22 protein-coding genes are annotated in these 24,435 nt (G+C 51.7%); 14 read left to right on the top strand and 8 right to left on the bottom strand.

All coding sequences use genetic code 11. The annotated features are described in order from the left end of the window. Nucleotides 1-58: 58 nt before the first annotated feature. The 3 genes from AC6I8T_RS03830 to hpt all read right to left on the bottom strand — a co-directional run bounded on the left by AC6I8T_RS03830 (nt 59) and on the right by hpt (nt 2,487). Nucleotides 59-829: an ABC transporter permease gene (locus AC6I8T_RS03830; RefSeq protein ID WP_021184692.1), complete on the bottom strand. Its 771-nt coding sequence runs from the start codon at nt 827-829 to the stop codon at nt 59-61. Next, nucleotides 826-1,752 (bottom strand): ABC transporter ATP-binding protein, encoded by a 927-nt coding sequence (locus AC6I8T_RS03825; protein WP_013507912.1) that lies wholly within the window; start codon nt 1,750-1,752, stop codon nt 826-828. The genes AC6I8T_RS03830 and AC6I8T_RS03825 overlap by 4 nt, the downstream gene beginning before the upstream one ends. 198 nt (nt 1,753-1,950) lie before the next feature. Then, the gene (hpt, locus tag AC6I8T_RS03820; protein WP_021184693.1) at nt 1,951-2,487 is read right to left on the bottom strand and encodes a hypoxanthine phosphoribosyltransferase; all 537 of its coding nucleotides are present in this window, start codon (nt 2,485-2,487) and stop codon (nt 1,951-1,953) included. 155 nt (nt 2,488-2,642) lie between these two features. On the opposite strand from hpt, the gene AC6I8T_RS03815 reads away from it, so the two are divergent. Beyond that, nucleotides 2,643-3,923 (top strand): cystathionine gamma-synthase family protein, encoded by a 1,281-nt coding sequence (locus tag AC6I8T_RS03815; RefSeq protein ID WP_497833514.1) that lies wholly within the window; start codon nt 2,643-2,645, stop codon nt 3,921-3,923. Here the strand turns inward: AC6I8T_RS03815 and cueO are convergent. Next, a complete protein-coding gene (cueO, locus tag AC6I8T_RS03810; RefSeq protein WP_497831928.1) occupies nt 3,920-5,533 on the bottom strand; it encodes a multicopper oxidase CueO in 1,614 nt (537 codons plus the stop codon). The genes AC6I8T_RS03815 and cueO overlap by 4 nt on opposite strands. 175 nt (nt 5,534-5,708) lie before the next feature. Between cueO and AC6I8T_RS03805 the strand changes: the two genes are divergently transcribed. The 4 genes from AC6I8T_RS03805 to AC6I8T_RS03790 all read left to right on the top strand — a co-directional run bounded on the left by AC6I8T_RS03805 (nt 5,709) and on the right by AC6I8T_RS03790 (nt 9,472). Next, nucleotides 5,709-6,056 (top strand): YacC family pilotin-like protein, encoded by a 348-nt coding sequence (locus AC6I8T_RS03805; protein ID WP_013507908.1) that lies wholly within the window; start codon nt 5,709-5,711, stop codon nt 6,054-6,056. Nucleotides 6,057-6,165: 109 nt separating this feature from the next. Beyond that, a complete protein-coding gene (speE, locus tag AC6I8T_RS03800; protein ID WP_497830092.1) occupies nt 6,166-7,029 on the top strand; it encodes a polyamine aminopropyltransferase in 864 nt (287 codons plus the stop codon). Between the two features lie 28 nt (nt 7,030-7,057). Continuing rightward, entirely contained in the window at nt 7,058-7,873 is an 816-nt protein-coding gene (gene speD, locus AC6I8T_RS03795; protein WP_021184698.1) for an adenosylmethionine decarboxylase, read from the top strand. 282 nt (nt 7,874-8,155) lie between these two features. After that, nucleotides 8,156-9,472 (top strand): ferredoxin reductase family protein, encoded by a 1,317-nt coding sequence (locus AC6I8T_RS03790; protein WP_497833513.1) that lies wholly within the window; start codon nt 8,156-8,158, stop codon nt 9,470-9,472. A 264-nt stretch (nt 9,473-9,736) separates the two neighbouring features. Here AC6I8T_RS03790 and AC6I8T_RS03785 read toward each other — a convergent pair whose 3' ends face one another. Genes AC6I8T_RS03785 through dtnK form a run of 3 tightly spaced genes read right to left on the bottom strand, consistent with a single transcriptional unit; the run spans nt 9,737 to nt 12,749 of the window. Further along, nucleotides 9,737-10,498 carry a DeoR/GlpR family DNA-binding transcription regulator gene (locus AC6I8T_RS03785; RefSeq protein WP_021184700.1) on the bottom strand — a complete coding sequence of 254 codons (762 nt, stop codon included), beginning with the start codon at nt 10,496-10,498 and terminating at the stop codon, nt 9,737-9,739. Nucleotides 10,499-10,504: 6 nt separating this feature from the next. Further along, a complete protein-coding gene (locus AC6I8T_RS03780) occupies nt 10,505-11,485 on the bottom strand; it encodes a D-threonate 4-phosphate dehydrogenase (protein WP_021184701.1) in 981 nt (326 codons plus the stop codon). Next, nucleotides 11,478-12,749, bottom strand: a complete 1,272-nt coding sequence (gene dtnK / locus AC6I8T_RS03775; protein ID WP_208724805.1) for a D-threonate kinase — start codon at nt 12,747-12,749, stop codon at nt 11,478-11,480. The genes AC6I8T_RS03780 and dtnK overlap by 8 nt, the downstream gene beginning before the upstream one ends. A 192-nt stretch (nt 12,750-12,941) precedes the next feature. On the opposite strand from dtnK, the gene AC6I8T_RS03770 reads away from it, so the two are divergent. The 9 genes from AC6I8T_RS03770 to AC6I8T_RS03730 all read left to right on the top strand — a co-directional run bounded on the left by AC6I8T_RS03770 (nt 12,942) and on the right by AC6I8T_RS03730 (nt 23,916). Then, nucleotides 12,942-14,090 carry an iron-containing alcohol dehydrogenase gene (locus AC6I8T_RS03770; protein ID WP_021184703.1) on the top strand — a complete coding sequence of 383 codons (1,149 nt, stop codon included), beginning with the start codon at nt 12,942-12,944 and terminating at the stop codon, nt 14,088-14,090. A 17-nt stretch (nt 14,091-14,107) separates the two neighbouring features. Beyond that, on the top strand, nt 14,108-14,992 hold the full coding sequence (locus tag AC6I8T_RS03765) for a dihydrodipicolinate synthase family protein (protein ID WP_208724804.1): 885 nt from the start codon (nt 14,108-14,110) through the stop codon (nt 14,990-14,992). A gap of 60 nt (nt 14,993-15,052) precedes the next feature. Continuing rightward, entirely contained in the window at nt 15,053-16,006 is a 954-nt protein-coding gene (locus tag AC6I8T_RS03760) for a phosphoglycerate dehydrogenase (RefSeq protein ID WP_208724803.1), read from the top strand. 29 nt (nt 16,007-16,035) lie between these two features. Further along, a complete protein-coding gene (locus tag AC6I8T_RS03755) occupies nt 16,036-17,355 on the top strand; it encodes an MFS transporter (RefSeq protein WP_021184706.1) in 1,320 nt (439 codons plus the stop codon). Between the two features lie 73 nt (nt 17,356-17,428). Further along, a complete protein-coding gene (locus AC6I8T_RS03750) occupies nt 17,429-18,760 on the top strand; it encodes an MFS transporter (RefSeq protein ID WP_497834277.1) in 1,332 nt (443 codons plus the stop codon). Then, a complete protein-coding gene (locus tag AC6I8T_RS03745; protein ID WP_497833512.1) occupies nt 18,757-19,800 on the top strand; it encodes a cyclase family protein in 1,044 nt (347 codons plus the stop codon). Before AC6I8T_RS03750 ends, AC6I8T_RS03745 begins: the two co-directional genes overlap by 4 nt. A 526-nt stretch (nt 19,801-20,326) precedes the next feature. Beyond that, nucleotides 20,327-21,688, top strand: a complete 1,362-nt coding sequence (locus AC6I8T_RS03740; protein WP_497833511.1) for a DUF6002 family protein — start codon at nt 20,327-20,329, stop codon at nt 21,686-21,688. 16 nt (nt 21,689-21,704) lie between these two features. Further along, nucleotides 21,705-22,748, top strand: a complete 1,044-nt coding sequence (locus tag AC6I8T_RS03735; protein ID WP_497833510.1) for a GNAT family N-acetyltransferase — start codon at nt 21,705-21,707, stop codon at nt 22,746-22,748. After that, nucleotides 22,738-23,916 carry an MFS transporter gene (locus tag AC6I8T_RS03730; protein ID WP_497833509.1) on the top strand — a complete coding sequence of 393 codons (1,179 nt, stop codon included), beginning with the start codon at nt 22,738-22,740 and terminating at the stop codon, nt 23,914-23,916. The genes AC6I8T_RS03735 and AC6I8T_RS03730 overlap by 11 nt, the downstream gene beginning before the upstream one ends. Before the next feature lie 59 nt (nt 23,917-23,975). On the opposite strand, the gene yacL is transcribed toward AC6I8T_RS03730, so the two are convergent. After that, on the bottom strand, nt 23,976-24,338 hold the full coding sequence (gene yacL / locus AC6I8T_RS03725) for a protein YacL (protein WP_497833508.1): 363 nt from the start codon (nt 24,336-24,338) through the stop codon (nt 23,976-23,978). Nucleotides 24,339-24,435 lie beyond the last annotated feature (97 nt).

Raw genomic sequence — 24,435 nt, 5'->3', positions numbered from 1 at the left:
GCGCGGGCTGCCGGAAAAAATCGCGCGATAAATCGCGCCGCTACGTCACAGTTCTGCCTTAGCTTCGCAGTCCCCGCCCACGCTGAATCAACACATACACCAGCGCGTAAAACACCACGATAAACGCCACCAGCACTGACAGGGTCAGCTCCAGCGGTACATCATGGATGCCAAGGAAACCGTAGCGGAAGCCACTGATCATATACACGATCGGATTCAGCTTAGACACCGCCTGCCAGAATGGCGGCAGCAGCGCCAGCGAATAGAACACCCCACCAAGATAGGTCAACGGCGTCAACACGAAGGTCGGAATCAGGCTGATATCGTCAAAGGTGCGGGCAAATACCGCGTTCAGCAAACCGGCCAGCGAGAACAGAATCGCCGTCAGCAGTAGCGTAACCGCCACCATCGTCCACGAATAGACCTGGAAAGGCACGAAAAACAACGATATCGCTGTCACCAGGATCCCGACACAGACACCACGCGCCACACCACCACCGACATACCCGGCGATGATAATGTGCGTCGGCACCGGTGCCACCAGCAGTTCTTCAATGTTGCGCTGAAACTTGGCGCTGAAAAACGAGGAGGCCACGTTAGCGTAGGCGTTGGTGATTACCGCCATCATGATCAGACCCGGCACGATAAATTGCATGTAACTAAAACCATGCATATCACCGATGCGCGATCCAATCAGGTTGCCGAAGATGATGAAATACAGCGTCATGGTGATCACCGGTGGCACCAGCGTCTGAATCCAGATGCGGGCAAAACGGTTGATCTCTTTGGTCCAGATGCTCTTGAGCGCCACCCAATATAAATGCGTCATGCTTTGGCTCCTGTTTTTCCCTGCACCAGGCTGACAAACAGCTCCTCAAGGCGGTTAGCTTTGTTTCGCATACTCAATACCTGAACACCCTGCGCGCTGAGCTGACTGAAAACGCTGTTCAGCCCCTGCTCACGCATCACCTCAACTTCCAGCGTCGAGGTATCGACGAGACGATACTGGAAACCTTCCAACTTCGGCAGCGGACTGCGCGGCGCTAAATCGAGGATAAAGGTTTCGGATTGCAGCTTAGAGAGCAAACCTTTCATCGAGGTGTTTTCCACCAGCTCACCGCTTTGGATAATGCCGATATTACGGCACAGCATTTCCGCCTCTTCCAGGTAATGGGTGGTCAGAATGATGGTGGTGCCCTGCGCATTCAGCTCCTTCAGGAACACCCACATGGAGCGACGCAGTTCGATATCGACACCCGCAGTTGGCTCATCGAGGATCAGCAGCTTGGGTTCGTGCATCAGCGCGCGGGCAATCATCAGGCGGCGTTTCATCCCGCCAGACAACATACGCGCACGTTCGTTGCGCTTGCCCCACAGATCGAGTTGTTTCAGGTATTTTTCGGCGCGGATATTCGCTTCACGACGTTCCACACCGTAATAACCGGCCTGATTAACCACAATCTGTAATACGGTTTCAAACGGGTTGAAGTTAAATTCCTGCGGCACCAGTCCCAGCTGGCGCTTGGCATTGACCACATCCTTTTCCAGGTCATAGCCGAACACCCGCACGCTGCCGCCAGATTTATTCACCAGCGAGCTGATAATGCCGATGGTAGTGGACTTACCGGCACCGTTCGGCCCCAGTAAGGCATAAAAATCACCTGCTTCCACGCTGAGATCGATCCCTTTCAGCGCCTGTACGCCGCCGGGATAGGTCTTGGTCAGCCCGGAAAGTTCCAGTGCATAAGTCATTGCGAATCCATACCTTGTTGTAATCAGAAATGAGTGACCAGGTGATAAAAGTCGTGAATTTAAAGGAGTTTAGCAGAGATTATGTTACCACTCAGCGCAGCGCGGGGGAAACGCGTGCAGCGCCACCTGTCAGCCACTGGCCGACGGGTGGCGCATCTTATCGCAGGCGGGAAAGGTTAGCCTTGGAAGATTGTGCGGTTACTCGTCGAGCAGCACCACTTTGCCGATGTACGGCAGATGACGATAGCGCTGGGCGTAGTCGATACCAAAACCCACCACAAATTCGTCCGGGATGGCGAAGCCAACATATTCAACGGTGACATCCACTTCACGACGTTCCGGCTTGTCCAGCAGGGTACAAATCGCCAGCGAGTGCGGCTCACGCAGACGCAGGATCTCGCGCACTTTGCTCAGGGTGTTGCCGGAATCGATGATGTCTTCGACGATCAGCACGTCTTTACCGCGAATATCTTCATCGAGATCTTTCAGGATCTTCACATCACGGGTACTGGACATGCCGCTGCCGTAGCTGGAGGCGGTCATAAAGTCGACTTCGTGCGGCACCTCAATGGTGCGGCACAGATCGGCCATAAACATAAAGGAACCGCGTAACAGCCCGACCAGCACCATTTCACGGCCGCTGTTACGGTAATGGTCGCTAATCTGTTTGCCCAGCTCGGCAATACGGGTTGCGATCTCCTGCTCAGAGATCATCACGTCGACGGTGTGTTTCATTGCATTCAGCCCGGTTAGGTGTCTTAAGAAAGCCACGCAGTCTATCATAGTCCAATTAAGCGCTGACGCCGCGCACACAACGCAAACGTTACCGTGGCGAAAAATATTGCTCTGACGTTAACTGTATAAAAAGCACCCAGCCAACCGGAGACGTTATGACCTCTTCATCCAGCAAAAAATCGCCGCCTGATACCTCTTCGCTCCATCCCGAAACACAAATGCTGAATTACGGTTACGATCCACGCCTGTCGGAAGGGGCAGTTAAGCCACCGGTATTCCTCACCTCCACCTTTGTGTTTAACAGCGCCGAAGAAGGGAAGGATTTTTTTGATTTCGTCGCCGGTCGCCGGGAACCGCCCGAGGGCCAAAGCGGCGGACTGGTCTATTCACGCTTTAATCATCCCAATAGCGAAATTGTTGAAGATCGGCTGGCAATTTACGAAGGGGCAGAACGCGCCGCCCTGTTCTCTTCCGGCATGGCGGCGATTGCCACCACCTTGCTAACCTTTGCCCGGCCAGGTGAGGTGATTTTGCATTCACAGCCGCTGTACGGCGGCACCGAAACCCTGCTCAGCAAGACGCTACATAATCTCGAAATTAAAGCCGTTGGTTTCAGCGATGGCACCGATGAAGAGAAAGTCCACGAAGCCGCTAAACTGGCCTGGCAACGTGGACGCGTGGCGTTGATTTTGATTGAAACCCCCGCCAACCCCACCAACAGTCTGGTGGATATTGAATTGATGGTGGAAGTCGCCGAGGTGATTGCTCAGCACCAGGGTTCCCGCCCGATTATTGCCTGTGATAACACCCTGCTCGGCCCGATTTTTCAGCGCCCGCTGGAACAGGGTGCTGACCTGTCGCTCTATTCCCTGACCAAATATGTCGGCGGCCACTCTGACCTGATTGCCGGTGCGGTACTGGGTAGAAAAGCGTTGATTGATCAGGTACGGTCGCTGCGCAGCGCCATTGGTACCCAGCTTGACCCTCACTCCAGTTGGATGATTGGCCGTTCGCTGGAAACATTGTCGTTGCGGATGGAGAAAGCCGCGCACAACGCAGCGTTAGTGGCGGCGTTTCTGCGCGATCAACCGCAGGTGGAGAAGTTGTACTGGCTCCCCTTCCTCGATAAAAACAGCAGCGCCGGGGAAACCTATCGTCGTCAGTGCTTTGGCGCAGGTTCCACCTTCTCTTTTGATATTCGCGGCGGTCAGCCTGCCGCTTTCCGTTTTCTCAACGTCCTGAAGTTGTTCAAACTGGCGGTGAGCCTCGGCGGCACCGAATCACTCGCCAGCCATCCGGCCAGCACCACCCATTCCGGTGTCGCCGCCGAAGTACGTCAGCGTATTGGTATCACTGACGCCACCGTGCGATTATCCATCGGCATCGAACATGCCGATGATTTAATTGAAGATATCCGGCAGGCGTTAGCCAGTTAAGTCACGGTAAAGCCCAGCATCATGCCGGTGTCTTCATGTTCCAGCAGGTGACAGTGCGCCATGTAGGCATGTTCAGCGCTGGCAACATAGTTGAAGCGCACCAACACCTCACTGCGCCAGCCATCGACGCTGACCATATCTTTCCAGCCCTGGCGGTGTGGAGCCGGCGGCTTGCCATTTTCTGACAGAATACGGAACTGGGTGCCGTGGATATGGAACGGGTGCAGCATGCTGTCGCCTTCGCCGGAGATGGTCCATTTCTCCATGCTGCCAAGTTTCGCACCGAACATCGGCTTCGCCATATCAAAGGCAACGCCATTGATTTTGTTCCCATTATGAAAATCGTAACCCGGCGCAGCCTTAGCATGGCCGCTGTGATCCATCGCCATGTTGCCGTGATCCATCTGCATGCCGCCCATGTCCATCTTCATGTCCATCGGCTTTTTGTCGGCTGGCATGGCCATGCCGTGATGATTACCCATCGCTTTTGCCCCGTAGCGATCCATCAACGCCTGCATCCCCTGGCTGTCGAGCTGCGGGTCCATCATCAGTTGCAACCAACGGGTTTGCAGCCCCTCAGTCGCGGGTACTGGCGGCAGATCCACCAGCTTATCTGGCAACGCGCCGCTCGCCATGACACGCAGCGGCAGGATGTTCACCAACGGCAGCGGCTGATCGAACGGGGCCAGCATCATACCCATCTGTGTCACCGGCAGCGTCACCATATCAAAGGCGTTGCCGTCGGAAGTATCGACCATCACTTCAAAACGTTCGCCTGGCAGTAGCGGCAGACTCTCCACCTTCACCGGTTCCGCCAGCAAACCACCGTCGCTGCCAATCACATATAACGGACGTTTATCGCTGGTGGCGATATGCAGTGAACGGGCGTTACATCCATTCAGCAGACGCAGGCGCAACCAGCCGCGAGGCACCGCATGTTGTGGATATTGCGCGCCGTTGGTCAGCATCATATCGCCGAACCAACCCACTGCCGCGCGCATAATATCCAGTTGATATTCGATGCGGCTGCCATCTTTCGTTAGCTGCTTGTCCTGGAAAATCAGGGGGACATCGTCAACGCCCCACTGGATGGGCAGGCGCAATTTGCCGGATGCGTCATCCTGAAGCAGCACCAGTCCAGCCAGCCCCTGAGCGACCTGATGGCCGGTTTTGCCATGCTGATGGGGATGAAACCAGCAGGTCGCTGCGGGTTGATCCGGAGTAAAACTCACCTGCCGGGTTGCTCCGGGCGCGATGACCGCCTGAGGCCCCCCATCCACCGCACCGGGTACTTCCAGCCCGTGCCAGTGGACGGTCGTCGCTTCCGGCAGACGGTTATGGATATTGACGTTCACCGGTTTACCGCGCTGCAAGGCAATGGCGGGGCCGAGCAGGCTACCGTTGTAACCCCAGGTCGGCACCGCTTTGCCGTTCCACTGGCTGGTGCCAGCCTGAGCGATAAGGTTATAGGTGCCGTGCGCATCCGCTTCCAGCAGCGCGGGGATCGGCAATAAAGGGCGCGTGGCGGCCATCAATGAGCGGCTCCACAGGGGCAGGGCACCTGCCGCGCTGAGAGCAGCAGTCAGCTTCAGAAAATGACGACGTTGCATATTCATATCCTTATTGTGCATAAGGCCTCAGCGTAAACCTTGCCCCTGCGGGAGGGTCAAGCCCTGCTGTATAATGCAGCGAAAAAATTGCGAAGTGCGGCACGACGGCAAATTTATCGGAATCCTGCCAGTATCTGTGCTAACGTCAGTTTATTGTCCCTTGTTGAGAATGATTATGACGAAAAGCATCAAGATCCTGCTGCTGGCGGGACTCCTTGGCTTCTCCTCCACCAGCTTTGCCCTGAGCGAATCCGAAGCGGAAGATCTGGCTGATCTCACCGCAGTATTTGTTTATCTGAAGAATGATTGCGGCTATCAGGACTTACCCGATGCGCAGATTCGCAAAGCACTGGTGTTCTTCGCCCAGCAAAACCGCTGGGATCTGAGCAACTACAGTACCTTCAACATGAAAGCGCTCGGCGAAGACAGCTACAAAGATTTGAGCGGCATCGCCATCACCAATGACAAAAAATGTAAGTCACTGGCACGCGACTCGTTAAGCCTGCTCGCCTACGTGAAATAACCCGCCGCCCCGCTCTGCTGCTGAACATTTGACCGTGCAACCACGGTCATAATTCGCTATGATTTGCCGCCCATTTTCATGGCGATGTCATCACAGGAGAGCCTCAATCATGGCCCAAAATGAAATGTGGTATGAAACCCTTCATGCCGGTTTCGGACAGTATTTCACGGTGGATAAGGAACTTTACCGCGAGAAAACTGCGCACCAGGATTTAGTCATCTTTGAAAATGCGGCTTTCGGTCGCGTTATGGCGCTGGACGGCGTGGTACAAACCACCGAGCGCGATGAATTTATCTATCATGAAATGATGACCCATGTGCCGATTCTGGCGCACGGGGCGGCAAAGCGTGTGCTGATTATCGGCGGTGGCGACGGTGCCATGCTGCGCGAAGTATCACGCCATGCCAGCATTGAACAGATCACCATGGTGGAGATCGATGCCGGGGTGGTGAACTTCTGCAAACAGTATCTGCCCAACCACAGCGCGGGTGCCTATGACGATGCGCGTTTGCAGCTGGTGATTGATGATGGCGTCAATTTCGTCAACCAGACGCCGGAGAAATTCGATGTGATCATCTCTGACTGCACCGACCCGATCGGTCCGGGAGAGAGCCTGTTCACCTCAGAATTTTATGCCGGCTGCAAAAACGCCCTCAACCCGGGCGGTATTTTTGTCGCACAGAACGGCGTCTGCTTTTTACAGCAAGACGAGGCGATTAACAGCCATCGCAAACTCAGCCACTACTTTTCCGATGTCAGCTTTTACCAGGCAGCGATTCCGACCTATTACGGTGGCATCATGACCTTTGCCTGGGCTAGCGACAATCCGGCGCTACGTCAACTTGATAGCGCCACCTTGCAGTCGCGTTTTGCGGCCGCTGGCCTGCACTGCCGTTACTACAATCCGGCAATCCACACTGGCAGCTTTGCCCTGCCGCAATATCTGCTGAATGCCCTGTCAGACGTGCGCTGACCGGATATTTATAAGGGGGTGAACGAAATTGCAAAAGCTAAAACTACATGGCTTCAATAACCTGACAAAGAGCCTGAGTTTTTGTATTTACGATATTTGCTATGCAAATACTGAAGCCGAGCGTGATGGTTACATCGCCTATATTGATGAGCAATACAACGCCAACCGTCTGACGGAAATTCTGACGGAGACCTGCTCGATCATCGGTGCCAACGTGCTCAACATCGCACGCCAGGACTATGAACCACAGGGAGCAAGCGTGACCATTCTGGTCAGCGAGGAGCCGATCGATCCGAAAGACATCGATAACTCAGAACATCCCGGCCCGCTGCCCAACTCCGTCGTCGCGCACCTCGATAAAAGCCATATTTGCGTGCATACCTATCCGGAAAGCCATCCGGAAGGCGGATTATGCACCTTCCGCGCCGATATTGAAGTCTCGACCTGCGGCGTGATTTCACCGTTGAAAGCGTTGAATTACCTGATTCACCAGTTGGAATCTGACATCGTCACCATTGACTATCGCGTGCGCGGTTTTACCCGTGATGTGAATGGCGTGAAGCACTTTATCGACCATGCGATCAACTCGATTCAGAACTTTATGTCGGATGATATGAAGTCGATGTATGACATGCTGGATGTGAACGTTTATCAGGAAAATATCTTTCACACCAAAATGTTGCTGAAAGAGTTCGATCTGAAGCATTACCTGTTCAACACCAAACCGGAAGATCTCAGCCCGGAAGAACACCAGCGCATTACCGGCTTGCTGTGGAAAGAGATGCGGGAGATCTACTATGGCCGCAATATTCCGTCTGTGGGCCTGAAACCCGGAGCGTTCTGATACGGTTCACGAAAGTGATCCAGCCAATTCTTTATGGCGGGCAACAACCCGCCACCTCCTGGATGCCGCGAAAATTTATCAATAAATTCATTATTCAGATGCACTTTAATACCACCCATTAATAAACACACGCCCGTGTGGTATCAGTTATTATTTGGTATAAACAGAAATGTTCGTCTACGCTTCGTATGTACAATAGATTGACCATTATTTCACCAACACAAGGCTGATGGCAGAATAAATGATTTATAATCCGTAATAACTCTGCACGGGGTTGTGGACATGAACATTTTCACACGAAATACTCTCTGGGTATTGTTCTATCTATTTTTCACTGCCGGTCCGTTATTTGTTCTTCTGATAGGTCCACTCCCCCCCTCCAGGGATTTTTGGACAGAATTCTCTGCTGCGGCAGGCTATGCTGGCCTGGCCATTTTAGGATTGCAGGTTGGTCTTACCGCCCGCTTTCGTGCGGTGACAAGCCCGTGGGGCGAAGATACTATTTATCATTTCCATAAACAAATGTCTTTTATAGCCCTGGTCCTGATTATTGCCCATCCTGTCATCCTTTTTATTTTGCGACCAGAAAGACTGGCACTACTTAATTTCATTGAAGCACCGTGGCGGGCACGCTTTGCGGCAATATCTACCTATTCTCTTATTGCCTTAATGGTGATGGCACTGTGGCGTGTGAAACTAAAAATTAGCTACGAAGTCTGGCACTATACTCATATTATTTTGGCAGTTTTAGTTATTGGCGCGGGGCTACTTCATACGGTTGCCTGGGGGTTCTATTTAGATGCGCCCTTAAAACGTGCCTTGTGGACAGGATTAGCCATACTCTGGTGCTGCCTGCTGATTTATACACGCATCGTCCGTCCTTTCCTGATGTTGCGAAAACCCTACCAGGTCATTGCAACGCGCCATGAACGAGGAGGCAGTACCACGCTGGTGATGCAACCTGTTGGTCATGCAGGGTTTCCATTTGTCCCCGGTCAATTTGGCTGGCTGAATGTCTGGGGAAGTCCTTTCAAATTGACGTCTCATCCCTTCTCTTTTTCATCCAGCGCGGAAATGGCGAAAGAGACGATTGAAATGACCATACAAGATGCTGGCGATTACACCCGGAAGATCAGAAATGTGACGGCGGGTAAGCGTGTTTATATTGATGGTCCCTATGGCGCATTCACTGTGGGTAATCCGGCGGATATGCATGTGTTAATTGCCGGGGGGATTGGTATTACCCCGATGATGAGTATCATCCGAACTTTTGCCGATCTCGGTGATAAACGTCCGATAATACTAATCTATGGTAATAAAAATTGGGATGGCATTACTTTTAGAGAAGAACTGGAAGCCTTGTCAGACAGAATTAATCTACAGGTCATACATGTTCTTGAACAACCCCCGAAAGACTGGACGGGAGAAACGGGTATCATTAGCAGTGAACTGATACAACGTTATATTCCAGCGCCATATGAACAACATGAATACTTTATCTGTGGCCCAAACAGAATGATGGATGAGATTGAAAAAACGCTGGCAGCTTTACAGGTTCCGTTAGCGAAATATCACTCAGAACGCTATCACTTTGTATAAAGAGGCGAAAATGCGTAAATTATTTGCCGATCTTCTGGTTTTTATCACGGCAGTGATAATACTGGCATTGATAATATTCTTTGCATACAGCAGAGTCTATTTTTGATCCGGTTCCTGAAATAATAACCACTCATCGCCGGTAGAATTAACATCATGCCAAACTGAATTCAGAAAAGAGTACGTGGAATGGCATCATCGTGCTCAAGAGCGAGTCGGCGCATTTGCGCCTGAACTCTTGAGCCACGACAGGGTGAGGATATCGATTTATTCTGTCAGTTGCAGCGCAATTCCACGTTCCCGCAGATTGCGACACACTTCGTCATCCAGGCGCGCATCGGTCACGATATCGGTCAGACTCTCAATGGGTGCGGCACAGAACAGTGACCATGAACCGTATTTGCTGCTGTCGGCCAGCAGAATCCGGCGACGCGCATTCGCCAGCAAATCCATCTTCAGCCCGGCCTTCTCTTCGGTTGGCGTAGTTATGCCGCGTTCGATACTCCACGAGTTACAGCTGACAAAGGCCACATCCGGGTTGATGCTACGCAGCAGGCGGCGACCATGTTCACCGATGCATGACTGGCTGGAATCATCGATCCGCCCGCCAATGATGGTGACTTCAATCTGTTTGAATTCAGACAAAAACAGCGCGATGTGCAGGTCGGCAGTGATCACCCGCAGCGGTAAATGGGTCAGTTGACGCGCCAGCTCCAGCATGGTGGTGCCAGCATCCAGTACCACCGCATCTCCGGACTGTACAAAACCGGCAGCAAAATGAGCGATCGCCTGTTTTTCCGCCAGGTTACGCTGCATCTTTTCCAGAGTGGTTGGCTGGGCGGGGATAAAGCGATTAAGGGTAACGCCGCCGTGACTACGGCTAATCACGCCTTCTTTATCCAGCTTGATCAGATCGCGGCGAATAGTGGCCGGTGAGGCAGAAATAGCGCTCACCAGCTGTTCAACAGTAACCAGATTATGGCTTTTCAGATAGTCCATAATCTGGTCGAGGCGACTTTGTCCCTTCATATTTCCCTATGCAAGTTGCATCGCGAGTTTGATGGAGATCGCCATGCTCGCAGAGTTCGCCTTACCTGTCCAGGCGATATCAAAGGCGGTGCCGTGGTCCGCAGAAGTACGGATAAACGGCAAACCGGCTGTAATATTGACGCCATCATAAAAACCAAGCAATTTCAGCGGGATATGCCCCTGATCGTGGTACATCGCCACCACCATATCATACTGGCCTTGCTGGCATTGCAGGAACACCGTATCCGGTGGGCACGGGCCATAAACATCGATGCCTTTTTCCTTCATCGCTTTGATGGCCGGTGCCACGGTAGTGATCTCTTCATCACCAAACAAACCATTCTCACCGGCATGCGGGTTAACCCCGGCAACCGCAATACGCGGTTTGTCGAATCCGACACGGCGCAGGAAAGTATCTGCCATGCCGATCACCGTCTCAATACGCGGACGATTGAGGGTGTCGAGGAATTTACGCAGCGCGATATGCGTCGTGACGTGAATCACCTTCAGATGATCGGTGTACAGTACCATCGCGTAATCTTTGGTGTTGGTCAGTTGCGCCAGCAGTTCGGTGTGGCCGGGATAGATATGACCCGCCGAATGCAGGGCTTCTTTGTTCAGCGGCGCAGTCGCAATCGCCTGCACTTCCCCAGCCAGAGCCAGTTCGGTGGCACGTTTCACGCAGCGCCATGCCAGATCGCCCGCTTCTTTCTGCACCACACCGGGTTGCAGCGCTTCCGGGTTCGCCAGCGGCTCGTCAATCACGTTGATGATACCCGGCGCAAAATGCGCGTCTTTTACCTGGTCCAGCACGCGCAGCTCAGCCTGCGGCGTAATGTTCAATCCCATCACCCGACGCAGCGTTGCGGCACAGCCCACCACCACCGCCGGAACACCGGCCAGCTCGCCTTCCGCCAGCGCTTTAATGATGATCTCCGGGCTGATGCCCGCCGGATCGCCCATGGTCACCGCAATAATTTTATTCACTCGACATCTCCTCAATAAAACGAATGGCTTCTACCAGGGTGTTTTCGTCGCCAAAGCCACCCGCTTTGGTCATCACCGGCAGGTGTAAATCACTATTAAGCAGAACCCCGTGCGGCACACAGCCCGCCACCAGACCCTGAATTTGAAAACCGCTGGCCCCCAACGCCTGTGCCACGGCAATCGCCACATCCCCACCGGAGAGATACAGCCCGGCAGGCTGGACGTTGCGGCACACTGCTTCGGTCAGTTGGGCCAAAAACTGGCAGATACGCTCGCCCAGTTGCTGGCGGGAAACCTGTTGCTGCTGGCACAGCCTGTCAATCTCATGACGCTGTGCGGCATGTTGGGTGGTGCGCACCACGCAGTGTTCACCCATGCGCAATGCCTGCTCCATCGCCTGCTGCCAGTTGCTGGCCTGCGGCCATGCTGGCTGGGCAAACAACTGACGGATATCAATATCGATAATGCGAATCGCCCGCTGGCTATTGAGACGATCAATCTGCTGTTGGGCAATGGCGCTCATCGAACCCACCACCGCCAGCACCGGCCGCGCCTCCCGGCCTGCCAGATACTCACCCAGCGCGTCACCCAGACCAGATGCCCCGGCCAACAGCGGACGCGTTGACAGCACAGCTGCCGCCTGCATCAAAACGCGTAAATCGGCGTCCTGCTCAATATCAATCACCACCAGCCCCTGCTTCCCTGCCAGCACCTGCGCCAGCTTGCCGCTGCGTAGCGTGTCGATATTGATCACTTCACCTGGCAAATCGCTCTGCATCTGCAAGCGCATCAGCACATTGCTGCTGGTAACGGGCGTTTTCGGGTCGCTGGCAAATTCGGTGTCAGTCAGGCGCTGCTGATTGATCCACACCTCGCCCCCTCGCGTGGTGCGCCCCAGCTTTGGTACCGCAGGCACGACCAGTGCCAGCGCTTTGCCACTGGCCGCCATCGCTGCGGCAATTTCCGCACCGGGGTTGCCACGTAACGTGGAATCCATCTTCTTAAACAACCAGCCATCCCGCGCAATCGCCTGATGCTGCTGTACCGCGCGTTCAGTGCGTTGCGCGGCCTCGGTGGCACTTACTGCCCGGCTGTCGGTGCTAATCACCAGTACATCGGCGGCATTGGCATCATGCGGCGTATCGCTATTAAACAGCACATGCACGCGCGCCCCTGCCCGGGCCAGACCGCTTCCGGCATCGTTAGCGCCGGTAAAATCATCGGCAATCACCAGAACCGGCGTTTTCCAAGGTTGTGAACGCATCCTCTCTCCTGTAACGGGCAGCTTGCCGTGTTGAGATTGATTATATTCAATCATGATTGATTATATGTGAGCAAGATCAAATTAATTGAAATCAATATGCCCTATAAATTCAGGCACAGTTAGTGACAGATATCGCAGACTGATGAGCAAAACCAATCAATCAGCGCGATAACATCGGGAAAAGGGTACGAAATGAATATCAACAGCACCGTGATTAGCGGCTATCAGGCACTCAATGACCTCAGCTACCTGCTGAAAGGTCGGCAGAAAGCGCTGCTGGTCACTGATAAGAATATAGAGGGCATCCCGGCAGTCCAGACGTTGATTGCCCAACTGAAGCAGCACATTGCCAGCCTCAGTGTGGTCAACAGCGTGCCGCCAGAACCCAGCCAGCATGATGTGGCGGCGATTGTTGCTGCCCTGCCGACGACCGATGTCGATCTGGTGATTGGTGTAGGCGGCGGTAGCGTACTGGACGTTGCCAAACTGCTCTCTATTCTGTGCGTGAAAGGCGCGCCTACCCTTGAGGCCCTGCTGGCCGGGGAAAAACCGCTAACCCGCACCACTTCGCTGCTGATCCCGACCACCGCAGGCACCGGTTCAGAAGCCACGCCGAACGCCATCCTGGCGATCCCGGAGAAAGAAACCAAAGTCGGCATTATTACCCCGGTGATGCTGCCGGACTATGTCGCGCTGGTGCCGGAGCTGACCACCAGCATGCCGCCACACATCGCCTCTTCTACCGGCATTGATGCACTGTGCCACCTGATTGAGTGCTTCACCGCCACGGTCGCCAACCCGGTGAGTGATAACTACGCGATGATTGGCATGAAAAAGCTGTTTGCCAGCCTGGAAACCGCCGTTGCCGAGCCGGGTAATCTTGAAGCGCGTCTGAATATGCTGTGGGCGTCATATTACGGCGGCGCATCGATTGCCCACGCCGGTACGCATCTGGTGCACGCGATGTCTTATCCGCTGGGCGGCAAATATCACATTCCGCACGGCGTGGCGAACGCCATCCTGTTGGCACCCTGTATGCGTTTCGTACGCCCGGCAGCAGTGAGTAAATTTGCTCAGGCTTATGACCTGCTGCCTGATGCCGACCAGACTCTGGATGAAGAAGCGAAATCGCACGCGCTGGTTGAGTACTTCGCCGCGCTGGTACAGCGCCTGAAACTGCCTGCCAGCCTGGAAGAGCTGGGTATCGGCCCGGATCACCTGCCCTATCTGGTGGAAGCCGCGCTCGACGTGCAACGCCTGATGAAGAATGTACCGATGAAAGTGAGCGCCGATGACGTGCGAAACGTCTACCTGACGCTGTTTCCGGCATTGAATCACTAAGGACTATCGAGGAAATCATGAGCAACAAAATTCAGGGCGTACTGACCGCCATTGTCACCACCTTCGACCGCGACGGTGCCTTTAACCCTGCCACACAACGTGAGCAGGTGAAGCGTCAACTGAGCGCCGGTAACGGTATTTTCTGCGGCGGCACCAACGGTGAATTCTTCGTGCTGAATGAGCAGGAGAAACTGGCGGTCACTGAAACCTGCGTGGATGAAGTGAACGGCAGCGCGCCCGTAGTGGCACATATTGGCGAGATCTCCACCCGTGAAACCATCCGTCTCGGTAAGCAGATTGAGAAACTGGGTGTTGATGCGGTATCGGTGATCACCCCGTACTTCGTGCCGTTGAAGCAGAATGAGTTGATTTACCACTATCAGACGGTGGCGGATGCGCTGAACGTGCCGCTGTTCCTCTACAACATCCCGGCGCGTACCGGCAATACCTTGCAACCGGAAACCGTGCGCACGCTGGCGTCACATCCCAACATCATCGGTATCAAGGACAGCGCGGGCAGCTACGAAAGCCTGAGCGGTTTCCTGCAAGCCGCCAAAGGTATCGATAATTTTGACGTGCTGAATGGCCCGGACTCGCTGATTCATCAGGGTTTTGTTGATGGCTGCTCAGCCTGCATCTCCGGCCTTGCCAACGTGGCACCGAAAGAGATCAACGCCATCTGGGCACGCTTCCACGCCGGCGATATCGAAGGTTCGCGCCTGGCACAGGAAAACGTCACCGGCTTACGCACCGACCTGTACAGCGTCGGCTTCTCACCGGCAGCGGTGAAAAAGGCGGTTTCTCTGCTCGGTTATAACGTCGGTGACAGCCGCTATGCGGTGCGTTTCACTGCCGAAGAAGAGCAGAAGATCCGTCAGATCGTGAACCAGTATTTGCAGTAATGGCCGTCAGGGCAGCGTGTGCTGCCCTTGCCTGTTCCACTTTTTACACCGGGAAGCGTTATGAAAGTCATCTGTACCTCACCATCATTCGCTAAATATGACGCAACGCCAATCACCACGTTGCAACAGCAGGGTTTTGAACTGATCACCCTGCCCGCCGATGCCCCGCTCAGCGCGCTGGAGCCGCATCTGCCCGACACCGTGGCGATGATTGTCGCCTTTACCGACGTCAATGAAGAACTATTGAGCAAAGCGCCACAGCTGAAGATTGTCTGTAAGCACGGCGTTGGCGTCGACAACATCAATCTGGAAGCCACCCGCGCACGCGGTATTTACGTGACCAACGTGCCGGATGCCAACAAGCATGCCGTGGCTGACTTCGCTTTTGCTTTGATCCTCAACAGCGCCCGTCAGGTCACCCAAGCGGCGGTGGAAACCCGTGCCGGCAACTGGCCGCGTATTTTTGCCACCGACGTTTACGGCAAAACGCTTGGCATCGTTGGGCTGGGCAACATTGGTAAGCAGGTCGCACTGCGCGCCAAAGGCTTCAACATGCGCGTGATCGCCTTCGATTTCTACCCGGATGAGAAATTCGCTGCGGAACATGGCATCGAATTCGTCAGCATGGATCAACTGACCGAAGCGAGTGACTTCATCACCCTGCATACCCCGCTGACCAATGAAACGCGCAACCTGTTTGATGCAGCTCGTATCAAACGGATGAAGAAAAGCGCGTTCCTGATCAATGTATCGCGCGGTGGCGTGGTGAATGAACAGGATCTGTTCCAGGCGTTGCAGGACAACGTGATCGCCGGAGCGGCTGCGGATGTCTTTGAGCAGGAACCTCTGGCCGGACATCCGCTGTTCACCCTGAGCAACTTTATTCCGACCTCACATATTGCGGGCTACACCGACGGGGCAATCAGCGCCATTGGCGAACGTTGCGTGACGCAAATTGTGCAGTGCATTAAACAGGGCGAACGCCCGGTTAACGTGATGAACGGGCTGGCCTGAGGGCCGCCCCCCTGAATCGAGTGATTATTATGAATACACCCTCACGCTCGACCCGTATTCGCTGGTGGATAGCTGGCCTGATGTGGCTGGCTGTCGCCATTAACTATATTGACCGTACTGTACTCTCTGCTGCTGCCCCGCATCTGATCAAAGAACTGGAAATCAATCCAGAGATGATGGGCGTAATCATGGCCGCGTTTTTCTGGTCGTACGCACTACTGCAAATTCCGGCTGGCTGGTTTGCTGACCGTTTCGGTCAGAAAAAAGGGCTGGGGATTGCCGTTGGCTGGTGGTCAATCGCCACTATGGCAATGGGCCTGGCAACGGGCTTTAAATCGCTACTGGCGCTGCGTCTGGCGCTGGGTGTCGGTGAAGCGGCGGCCTACCCGAGCAACGCCGGGATCGCAGCCCGCTGGTTCCCGGACCGCGAACGCGCCACCGTCTCTGGCTTGTTTGACAGCGCCTCCAAATTTGGTGGTGCTATCGCCATGCCGCTGATTGTATGGATGATCGCCATGTTTGACTGGCGCATCACCTTCCTCGCCATCGGTGCGGTCGGTCTGTTCTGGGTAATTGCCTGGTACTTTATCTATGCCGAGAACCCGGAAGATCATAAGTCGATCAGCCGCGATGAAGTGCACCTGATCCGTGATGGCCAGGCTAACAAGCACGGTGATAAAAGCGTGCTGCCGATGAAGTGGTACAAGCTGCTGCGCTATCGCAATATCTGGGCAATGTGCATTGGCTTCTTCACCATCAACTACACCTCCTATTTCTTTATCACCTGGCTGCCGACCTACCTGGTGAAAGATAAAGGCATGGACTTCCTGAAAATGGGGATGGTGGCAGCACTGCCGTTGATTTGCGGCATGGTGATTGAAGTGCTGGCTGGTTGGGCATCCGACCGGATGGTGCACAACAAAGTCCTGTCGCTGACCGCGACGCGTAAACTGTTCCTGACCATTGGCCTGGTGATGGCGCTGTGCATCGGTTTTGCACCCTTCACTGACTCGGTATTTATGACAGTGCTGCTGCTGTGCATCGCCAAATCGGGTACGACCGTAGCGGCTTCCCAGGTGTGGGCGTTGCCGGGTGACGTGGCACCGAAAAACAGCGTGTCAATTGTCGCCGGATTGCAGAATACCGTTTCCAATATGGGCGGGGCGGTTGGCCCGATCATTACCGGCGCTATCGTGGGTGCCACCGGCCATTTCACCTGGGCGCTGGTGTTCTCTGCCGTACTGGTGGTGATTGGCATCCTTAATTACCTGTTCCTGATGGGCAAAGTAGAACCTATCGTGGATGAGGAACAGGTTCATCATTCACAAACCCTGACCAGCGGCGCGTAAGCGCCCTGACCCGCCGCATCGTCCTGATGCGGCGTTCCCTACAACTCACTATAAAAAACAATTGGAGGCGATGATGTCGCTGAATTCCAATGGAGCATCTGCTGCTGTTTCGGCAAGAAAAGGGAAATTTCGTTTCATCATTCTGACGGTGCTGTCTGTCGGCATCGCCATCAACTACATCGACCGCGCCGCAATGAGCGTCGCCATCCCGTTTATGAGCCAGGAGTTACACTTCTCGCCCACCGACAGCGGGTTGCTGCTCTCCGCCTTCTTCTGGAGTTATGTCCTGTTCCAGTTACCAGGCGGTTGGCTGGTGGATAAACTCGGCCCACGCATCACTTTCGCCCTCAGTAGCCTCGGCTGGGGACTGGCTACCGCGGCCTGCGGCCTCGCCAGCAGCATCGCTGCGCTGGTGGGTTTCCGTTTTGTCCTCGGTGCGGTCGAAGCCCCCAGCTATCCCGCCAGTTCCTCGACCGTGACACGCTGGTTCCCGCGCCAGGAACGCAGCTTCGCCGCCGCCACCTTTAACAACGGCAGCAAAATTGGCGGCACCCTGGCGATTCCAATCATCTCGTTTTTGATTGCGCTGGTTGGCTGGCGTATGACCTTTGTCATCTCCGGCCTGGTGGCGGTGGTCTGGGCGCTGGCATGGTATCTGTGGTATCGCGATCCGCGCGAACACAAGGCCGTCTCCGCAGAAGAAGTGGCGTTTATTGAGGCCAATCAGGACCCGCAAAACGGCGAACCGATGAGCGTACGTCAGTTGCTGGCGCAGCGCACCGTGCAGGCGATGATGGCGGGTTTCTTCTGCATCAACTTCGTTTCCTATTTCTTCTTCACCTGGTTCCCAACCTATCTGGTGGAAACCTTCCATCTTTCGCTGATGAAGTTCGGCCTGCTGGGGATGCTGCCGGGTATCGCTGCGATTGTCGGTGGCTGGTGTGGCGGTTTGCTGTCGGATTCGTTGGTGCGCCGAGGTTATTCACTCAGCGTGGCGCGCAAAATCCCGCTGGTCGGTGGGATGCTTGGCAGCGCGACTATCGGCCTGGCGGCCTTTTCCCCGACGGTAGGTCTGGCGCTGTCTGCGCTGTGCTTCGCTAACTTTGCCGCAACCTTTGCTTCGGCGGCTTTGTGGGCGCTGCCGTCAGACGTGGCACCCAACCGCGCCAATGTCGCCACCATTGGGGGTATCCAGAATATGGCGGCCAACCTTGCTGGCATCATTTCGCCGATTCTGATCGGTGTGATCATGCAGTTCACCCATTCGTTTGTGATTCCGCTGGAAATCGCTGGCGTCATCGGTGTGGTCGGCGCGCTGGTGTATGCCTTCTGGCTGCCGCGCGTGCAGCCGATGGGTGTGGCCGACAACGCTGCGCCGGATGGCGCGTTGAGGAGAGAAGTATGAATAGCCGTTGGAAACAACGCCCGCCCCACTCCACCTGGGGTGATTTTGGCCCCGATGACCAGTTAGGCCGCCTCAATCTACTCACGCCACAAAAAGTGCGGGAAGGTGTGGCGGAAGTGCAGACCGGAGAAACCTTTTGCCTGAGTTTGCCGCTCGATTTACCGGGCGGCACGGCGATGAACCCACGTCGTCCACCGCCGCAGCTCAACGCCACACGGCGCGGCGAGCACGCCAATATGACCTATCCGCTGTCGCGTGATAATCCACAGTTGAGTGATGTGATTTGCGACGACACCGTGACGCTGGCGCTGCAATATTCCACCCAGTGGGACAGCCTTGCACACATGGGACAATGGTTTGACGTGAACGCGAACGGCGAGCCAGAAATGGTGTTCTACAACGGCTATAAAGCGAATGTCGATATCGTTGGCGAAACCGACTACCGCGCCGGGTGTGGCTGCCACCACGGTAGCCATCTGGGAGCCAAAGCGCTGGGCATCGAAAATATGGCGCAGCACGGTATTCAGGGACGGGCGGTGATGATCGATATCAAGCGCCACTTTGGCACCGAGCGTTTTGCCTTTGGCTATACCCATCTGCAACAGATTTTGCAGGCTGACGGTATTGAAGTGCGCCCTGGCGATCTGGTGTGTTTCCGTACCGGCATGGATGAGGCCATTCTGTCGATGCAAGGCGAGCCAGATATGACTTTCCTTAACAGCCACTTTGCCGGGCTGGACGGCAGCGATGCGCAATTGCGGCAGTGGATTGTAGAAAGCGGTGTTGTGGCGCTGATTGCCGACAATCCGGCGGTGGAGATGCTACCGGCACGACCGTTGAACGAAGATTTTTATCCGTCGCATCCGTTGCATGATCTCTGCCTGTTCCGGCTGGGGGTATATCTCGGCGAGCTGTGGCTATTGAGTCCGCTGGCAGACTGGCTGGCGCATCATCAGCGTCATGCGTTTCTGCTGACGGCCCCGCCGCTGCGGCTGCCGGGTGCAGTAGGGTCGCCTGTTACGCCGATTGCAACGGTTTAATAAAGTAATATCTGGTAATGAGTCCGGGGCACTACCGGATTCATTACAACCGGATTTCGCGTTATTTACTTACAACTTCATTGAATAGAAAAGTTGAAAAATTCATTTCATGGAGAAATACATTCACTAATACTCCATGCAAAACAATATCATTCCTTATATTTTACCGGAGACATTTAGCATTCATCTCCTCACGAATCTCACACTAAAGTTTCAATAGCCACCTTATAATTCGCACCAAAAATAAAAAATTACTATTTCCACCCCACTCCCGACAAAAATAAATTAACCCATTATGAGTATGTAGACACGTAGACTACCTTTAGCTGTTTATTCCAGACAATCACGGAAACACCTCTACCCATCTGATTTATATGAATAAAAAATAAAACTATACCTTGGTATAGAAGAAATGCGCCCAGCCTATTGACTTTTAAATAAGAAAAACGCTAATAATACTAAGCATCGGTTATAACCAGATAGCAATCTACAAATAACTCAAGTCCTGTCAGGACAAGGATATATAATGAAATCAATAAAATTTTCAGAAGCACTGATCGATTCTGATAATCTTGTAGAGCGATACTACAATTTACTACTCAACTCAGAAGAGTTCTTTTCCTCAGAAAATAATAATACTCCTTCAGGATCTTCACACACATTTGAGCCTGATTTTAAAATTCCTTTCATGGATGAAAAATTAAAAAAATATCTTTCACCAACAAAAGCATCTATAGTCAGCATTGGAAAGTATAAAGGAAAAGAAATCAGTCTTTTTAATTTAATGAAAAACCCCGCGACCAACACGGTAAAAACGTTTGCAGCTACGCTAATGATCGCCAGAGCAGTCAGCCACATAAGAGAAAAACGAGAGAAAATCATCGTTTTCTCTCCATCATCGGGAAATAAGGCAATTGCATTAAGGGATGCCGTCTTAAGAGCAATTAAGAGTGACTTAGTCTCACCAGAAGAATTGAGAATAATTACGCTAACGCCTAAAGACACTAAAGAAAAATTGAGAATTTCAGAGCTATCTTCAGATAACCATCTGAAAAATCTTAACCCAGCATTTGTGCTCGATACGGATAGCCCAGAGAAAGTAAAAGAGATTGGAAACAAATTCAAAGAAAAATTTAATGATAACAATAAAAGCGACACTAAACTATGGCATTCACTTAAACTTGAAAACTATCGTTTCGCTGACCAAATTCGTGCTTTTTATGATTATGAATTTGGTGAACTTGAAAACAAAAAATGCGTTCACGTACATTCAGTTTCCAGCGCCTATGGATTCCTGGGTTATAAAACCGGCGTTGATAGACTTAATGACTTAGGATGTAAAACACAAATGCCAGAGTTTTTATTGGTACAGCACCTGGCAACAAGCGACATGGTAGATTTTCTTTTAACAGGATCATTTGAGCCTCCAAAAAATATTTATTCTTTAAGTAAGGATGGATATTACCATCAGAGTCATCTCAAAAACTATCCTTTCCGTACCTCCAGTATTAAAGAAGTTCTGGAGCAGACATTTTATAGTCATAAACCCGCTACAGTACATGAAATGACAGACATCATTAATACATACGGTGGAAATGGTGTTGTTGTGTCGCTTCTGGAGTGCCTTGAGCGTTATGCATTAATTCGCGAGATGCTGTGCAACGCAGGTGTTTCGTTGGTCTCTGACACTAAAAATGTTAAAGAATGGTCACTAATTATGGCTATGACCGGCGCTATGAACGCTATTGATCGTAACCTGATCAGGGAGGATATAAATAAGTTTGTTATACATGGTACTGGGTATTACTCCTCCGGTGATTATGAAACCCTTGGGTCAGATGACTACGTTTCAGTTATGAATGAAGACCAAATGATGAACTACATCTGATTAAGGTGATTTAGGTATGGATATAACTGAATATCACCTGCGTCTGACGCAAGGGTATTGTCAAGAAGGAAGATTAAGCCGAATATTATATTTAGGTGTTAAAGAAGGTTTAACTTACATATCTCCTTATGTGGAACAGCAATTTTATGGTCAGGATTCTGAAAGTTTGATCATAAGCAGTTTATGTTTCAATTCACTGGAAATAGACAAAGTTATTTCAGAATATAGTTGCGACCTAATCGTTGTCGTACTAGACATTGATACTATTGAAAAAATAAAGACCGATCATGATATAATTGGAGTTTCACGCATTCATCAGTATGTTAGGACAGACATTAATTTCGATGTGATACTTGACAACATGTCAACACGAGAAAGAAAAAGGTTTATTCGCTCCCAGAAAGAGGGTTTTTCCTATGACATTTCGCATAGCAATGAAGATTTCTTCTATTTCTACGATAAGATGCATGCGCCAACAATGGCAAAAAGATATGGATCGAAAGCCAGGAGTTTACCTCGCCAAGATGCTTATGAGACACTATTTAAGAATGGATTGTTATTTAGAATATTCAAAAATGGGAAATGGGTTGCAGGAAGTGTCGGCCAAATTGACACATTGAATAAGAAGATGAACTCCAGATTGATTGGCGTATTAGACGGTGATTATAGATACAGAGCAGACGGCTCACAAAACTTTGTCTATCACTCCATTCTTGAATGGTCTTGTCATGAAAAGTTTATTGACATTGTTGATTTTCAGGGATGCGAGCCATTCCTGACAAAAGGGACTTTTCAATATAAAAAACGCTTCGGCACTGAAGCATGCATTCCTGATAATGTCTTTAAAGAACTCCGACTACTTCTCAGAGTCCCAAATGAAAACAGCTCTGCCTATAAATTCATTATTAACAACCCTCTTTTAAATGTTGATGAGGATGGCGTATTATTCGCACAATACTTCTATGATAAAAAATCCAGCATGAGAAAAGAATTCCCTTACGCTTGCCCAGGAATTCTTTATTCAAAATCAATTCCCTTGAGAAACTCACTTGAAAAATAAAAAACTATCACGTGATGATTATCTTATTCTTTTAGCCAATATATTTTCCTCTTTGGCATCGTTCTCATTTTTTCCTTACATCAGTACCGACCTCGCTGCTTGGATGCTTTTGACATCAGCTGAAGCTTCTTCAGCGGCAGGAACGGGCGTGATGGGTGGTAGCATACTAGCCTACTTATTTTCTACTTTATTTTCGGCTCGCAACTTAAGAAAACAAATTGTATTGACTTTCTTTATCGGGTTTTCTTCAATTCTTAGCCTTATTATCGTTAACAAATTGGCATTAATTCCTTTATTTTCTTTCTCCCTGAGCCTCATAATATTTCGCTTCTCGATTAGCTACACCTCCAATTTAATTAAAACTCTACAACTGAAAGATATCAAGACGGAAACAGTCCGGGCTTCGATGCTGGGATATATAAAAGTCACAACCAGTGTTGGAGGTGCACTTGGTCCAATATGTGGTAGCTTTTTAATCAATCAATACAATGTAATCGTATTATTATTTTTCTCAGCTGTATTGTTTTTGCTTTCTGCACTACTGATCTCACTACTAACGTCAGAAACACATGGAGTGGTACCCACCAGAGTTAAAGGGATAAGCTTATTTCACATGCCACGCGATGTATTTTTACTCTGCCTCATTGCACTGGTACATTTTGTTTTTGAAGCACAGATTTATGCATTCATGGCGATTTCAGTGGAAAAAAACAATCCTGCATCTGCCTTCCTGCCGTTGATGTTTTCTGTGAATGCCATCTTGCTGATAACGCTGACCATTCCAGTATTGAATGTAATTAGAAGATGGAGAGTCAATTCAGTAATCGCAATCATATTCGGTAGTTTTTGCTCGCTAATAAGCATTATCGCTAGTCCATATTGTCATTCATCTGCATCCATTCTGGTCATTACTTCATTATTTACCTTGGGGGAAATAATAACTCCACAAATAATTTTGCAGAAGATATCTCAATCAGACAACCATCATGAAATATTGAAGTTTCTCTCAACATATAATTTAATGACTTTTGGCGCAGGGTTGACCATTGGTTATTTTCTCTCCTCATGGGCAGTAAGCTTACAGAAGCCGCTATACTCCAGTCTGGCTTTTATTTGTGTTTATGCTCTTCTTTTTATACTTCTGTGCATCAAGAGAAAAGCCGCCTAATTAAGGCGGGCTTTGTTGCCAGATTGGGGGAATCGGTTCATTTAAGGCAATCAGGACGATTATTTCCCCGCTAAAAACTGCCGATACGCGCTAATCACCGCCAGGAAGTCTTCTACGCCGCAGAACGCCAGGCTCTCTTCATCGTAGTAGGTCATGCCTTCTTCCAGGCCATCATCCTCTAACGCCAGCTGGTTAGCGCGAATCATCACCTCTTCTTCATCGAGCCACAGCGTATATTCATGCCCGACACGTTGCCACTGATGATGGGTGCCTTTCACCTGCTGCACGGCAGCTTCGACTTCATCCAGCAGGGTAAGATTCTCATCCACCTCTTCGTTGAACCAGTGCCCCACCGCTTCGTGGTCCATCGACATACGCACTTTGACCTTACCGGTCAGATCGCGCAAAAATTCATATTCCATGAGTTTTACCTCTTACTGATAGCGCGCCACGAGGCACTCCCTGAGAGCATTTTGTGCGCAACACGCTGAATAAAGTGGGATCGTGCTCGCATTATGC

It is taken from the genome of Pantoea sp. X-Soil-OKNW-556, from assembly GCF_059730695.1.
Note: the sequence above shows the minus strand (reverse complement) of the source record. Positions and strands in the feature narration are given on the sequence as shown.

Excerpts from the sequence above, each read along its gene's own strand:
- AC6I8T_RS03830 (WP_021184692.1), bottom strand. The coding sequence starts at position 829 with ATGACGCATTTATATTGGGTGGCGCTCAAGAGCATCTGGACCAAAGAG.
- AC6I8T_RS03825 (WP_013507912.1), bottom strand. The coding sequence starts at position 1,752 with ATGACTTATGCACTGGAACTTTCCGGGCTGACCAAGACCTATCCCGGC.
- hpt (WP_021184693.1), bottom strand. The coding sequence starts at position 2,487 with ATGAAACACACCGTCGACGTGATGATCTCTGAGCAGGAGATCGCAACC.
- AC6I8T_RS03815 (WP_497833514.1), top strand. The coding sequence starts at position 2,643 with ATGACCTCTTCATCCAGCAAAAAATCGCCGCCTGATACCTCTTCGCTC.
- cueO (WP_497831928.1), bottom strand. The coding sequence starts at position 5,533 with ATGCAACGTCGTCATTTTCTGAAGCTGACTGCTGCTCTCAGCGCGGCA.
- AC6I8T_RS03805 (WP_013507908.1), top strand. The coding sequence starts at position 5,709 with ATGACGAAAAGCATCAAGATCCTGCTGCTGGCGGGACTCCTTGGCTTC.
- speE (WP_497830092.1), top strand. The coding sequence starts at position 6,166 with ATGGCCCAAAATGAAATGTGGTATGAAACCCTTCATGCCGGTTTCGGA.
- AC6I8T_RS03790 (WP_497833513.1), top strand. The coding sequence starts at position 8,156 with ATGAACATTTTCACACGAAATACTCTCTGGGTATTGTTCTATCTATTT.
- AC6I8T_RS03785 (WP_021184700.1), bottom strand. The coding sequence starts at position 10,498 with ATGAAGGGACAAAGTCGCCTCGACCAGATTATGGACTATCTGAAAAGC.
- dtnK (WP_208724805.1), bottom strand. The coding sequence starts at position 12,749 with ATGCGTTCACAACCTTGGAAAACGCCGGTTCTGGTGATTGCCGATGAT.
- AC6I8T_RS03770 (WP_021184703.1), top strand. The coding sequence starts at position 12,942 with ATGAATATCAACAGCACCGTGATTAGCGGCTATCAGGCACTCAATGAC.
- AC6I8T_RS03765 (WP_208724804.1), top strand. The coding sequence starts at position 14,108 with ATGAGCAACAAAATTCAGGGCGTACTGACCGCCATTGTCACCACCTTC.
- AC6I8T_RS03760 (WP_208724803.1), top strand. The coding sequence starts at position 15,053 with ATGAAAGTCATCTGTACCTCACCATCATTCGCTAAATATGACGCAACG.
- AC6I8T_RS03755 (WP_021184706.1), top strand. The coding sequence starts at position 16,036 with ATGAATACACCCTCACGCTCGACCCGTATTCGCTGGTGGATAGCTGGC.
- AC6I8T_RS03750 (WP_497834277.1), top strand. The coding sequence starts at position 17,429 with ATGTCGCTGAATTCCAATGGAGCATCTGCTGCTGTTTCGGCAAGAAAA.
- AC6I8T_RS03745 (WP_497833512.1), top strand. The coding sequence starts at position 18,757 with ATGAATAGCCGTTGGAAACAACGCCCGCCCCACTCCACCTGGGGTGAT.
- AC6I8T_RS03740 (WP_497833511.1), top strand. The coding sequence starts at position 20,327 with ATGAAATCAATAAAATTTTCAGAAGCACTGATCGATTCTGATAATCTT.
- AC6I8T_RS03735 (WP_497833510.1), top strand. The coding sequence starts at position 21,705 with ATGGATATAACTGAATATCACCTGCGTCTGACGCAAGGGTATTGTCAA.
- yacL (WP_497833508.1), bottom strand. The coding sequence starts at position 24,338 with ATGGAATATGAATTTTTGCGCGATCTGACCGGTAAGGTCAAAGTGCGT.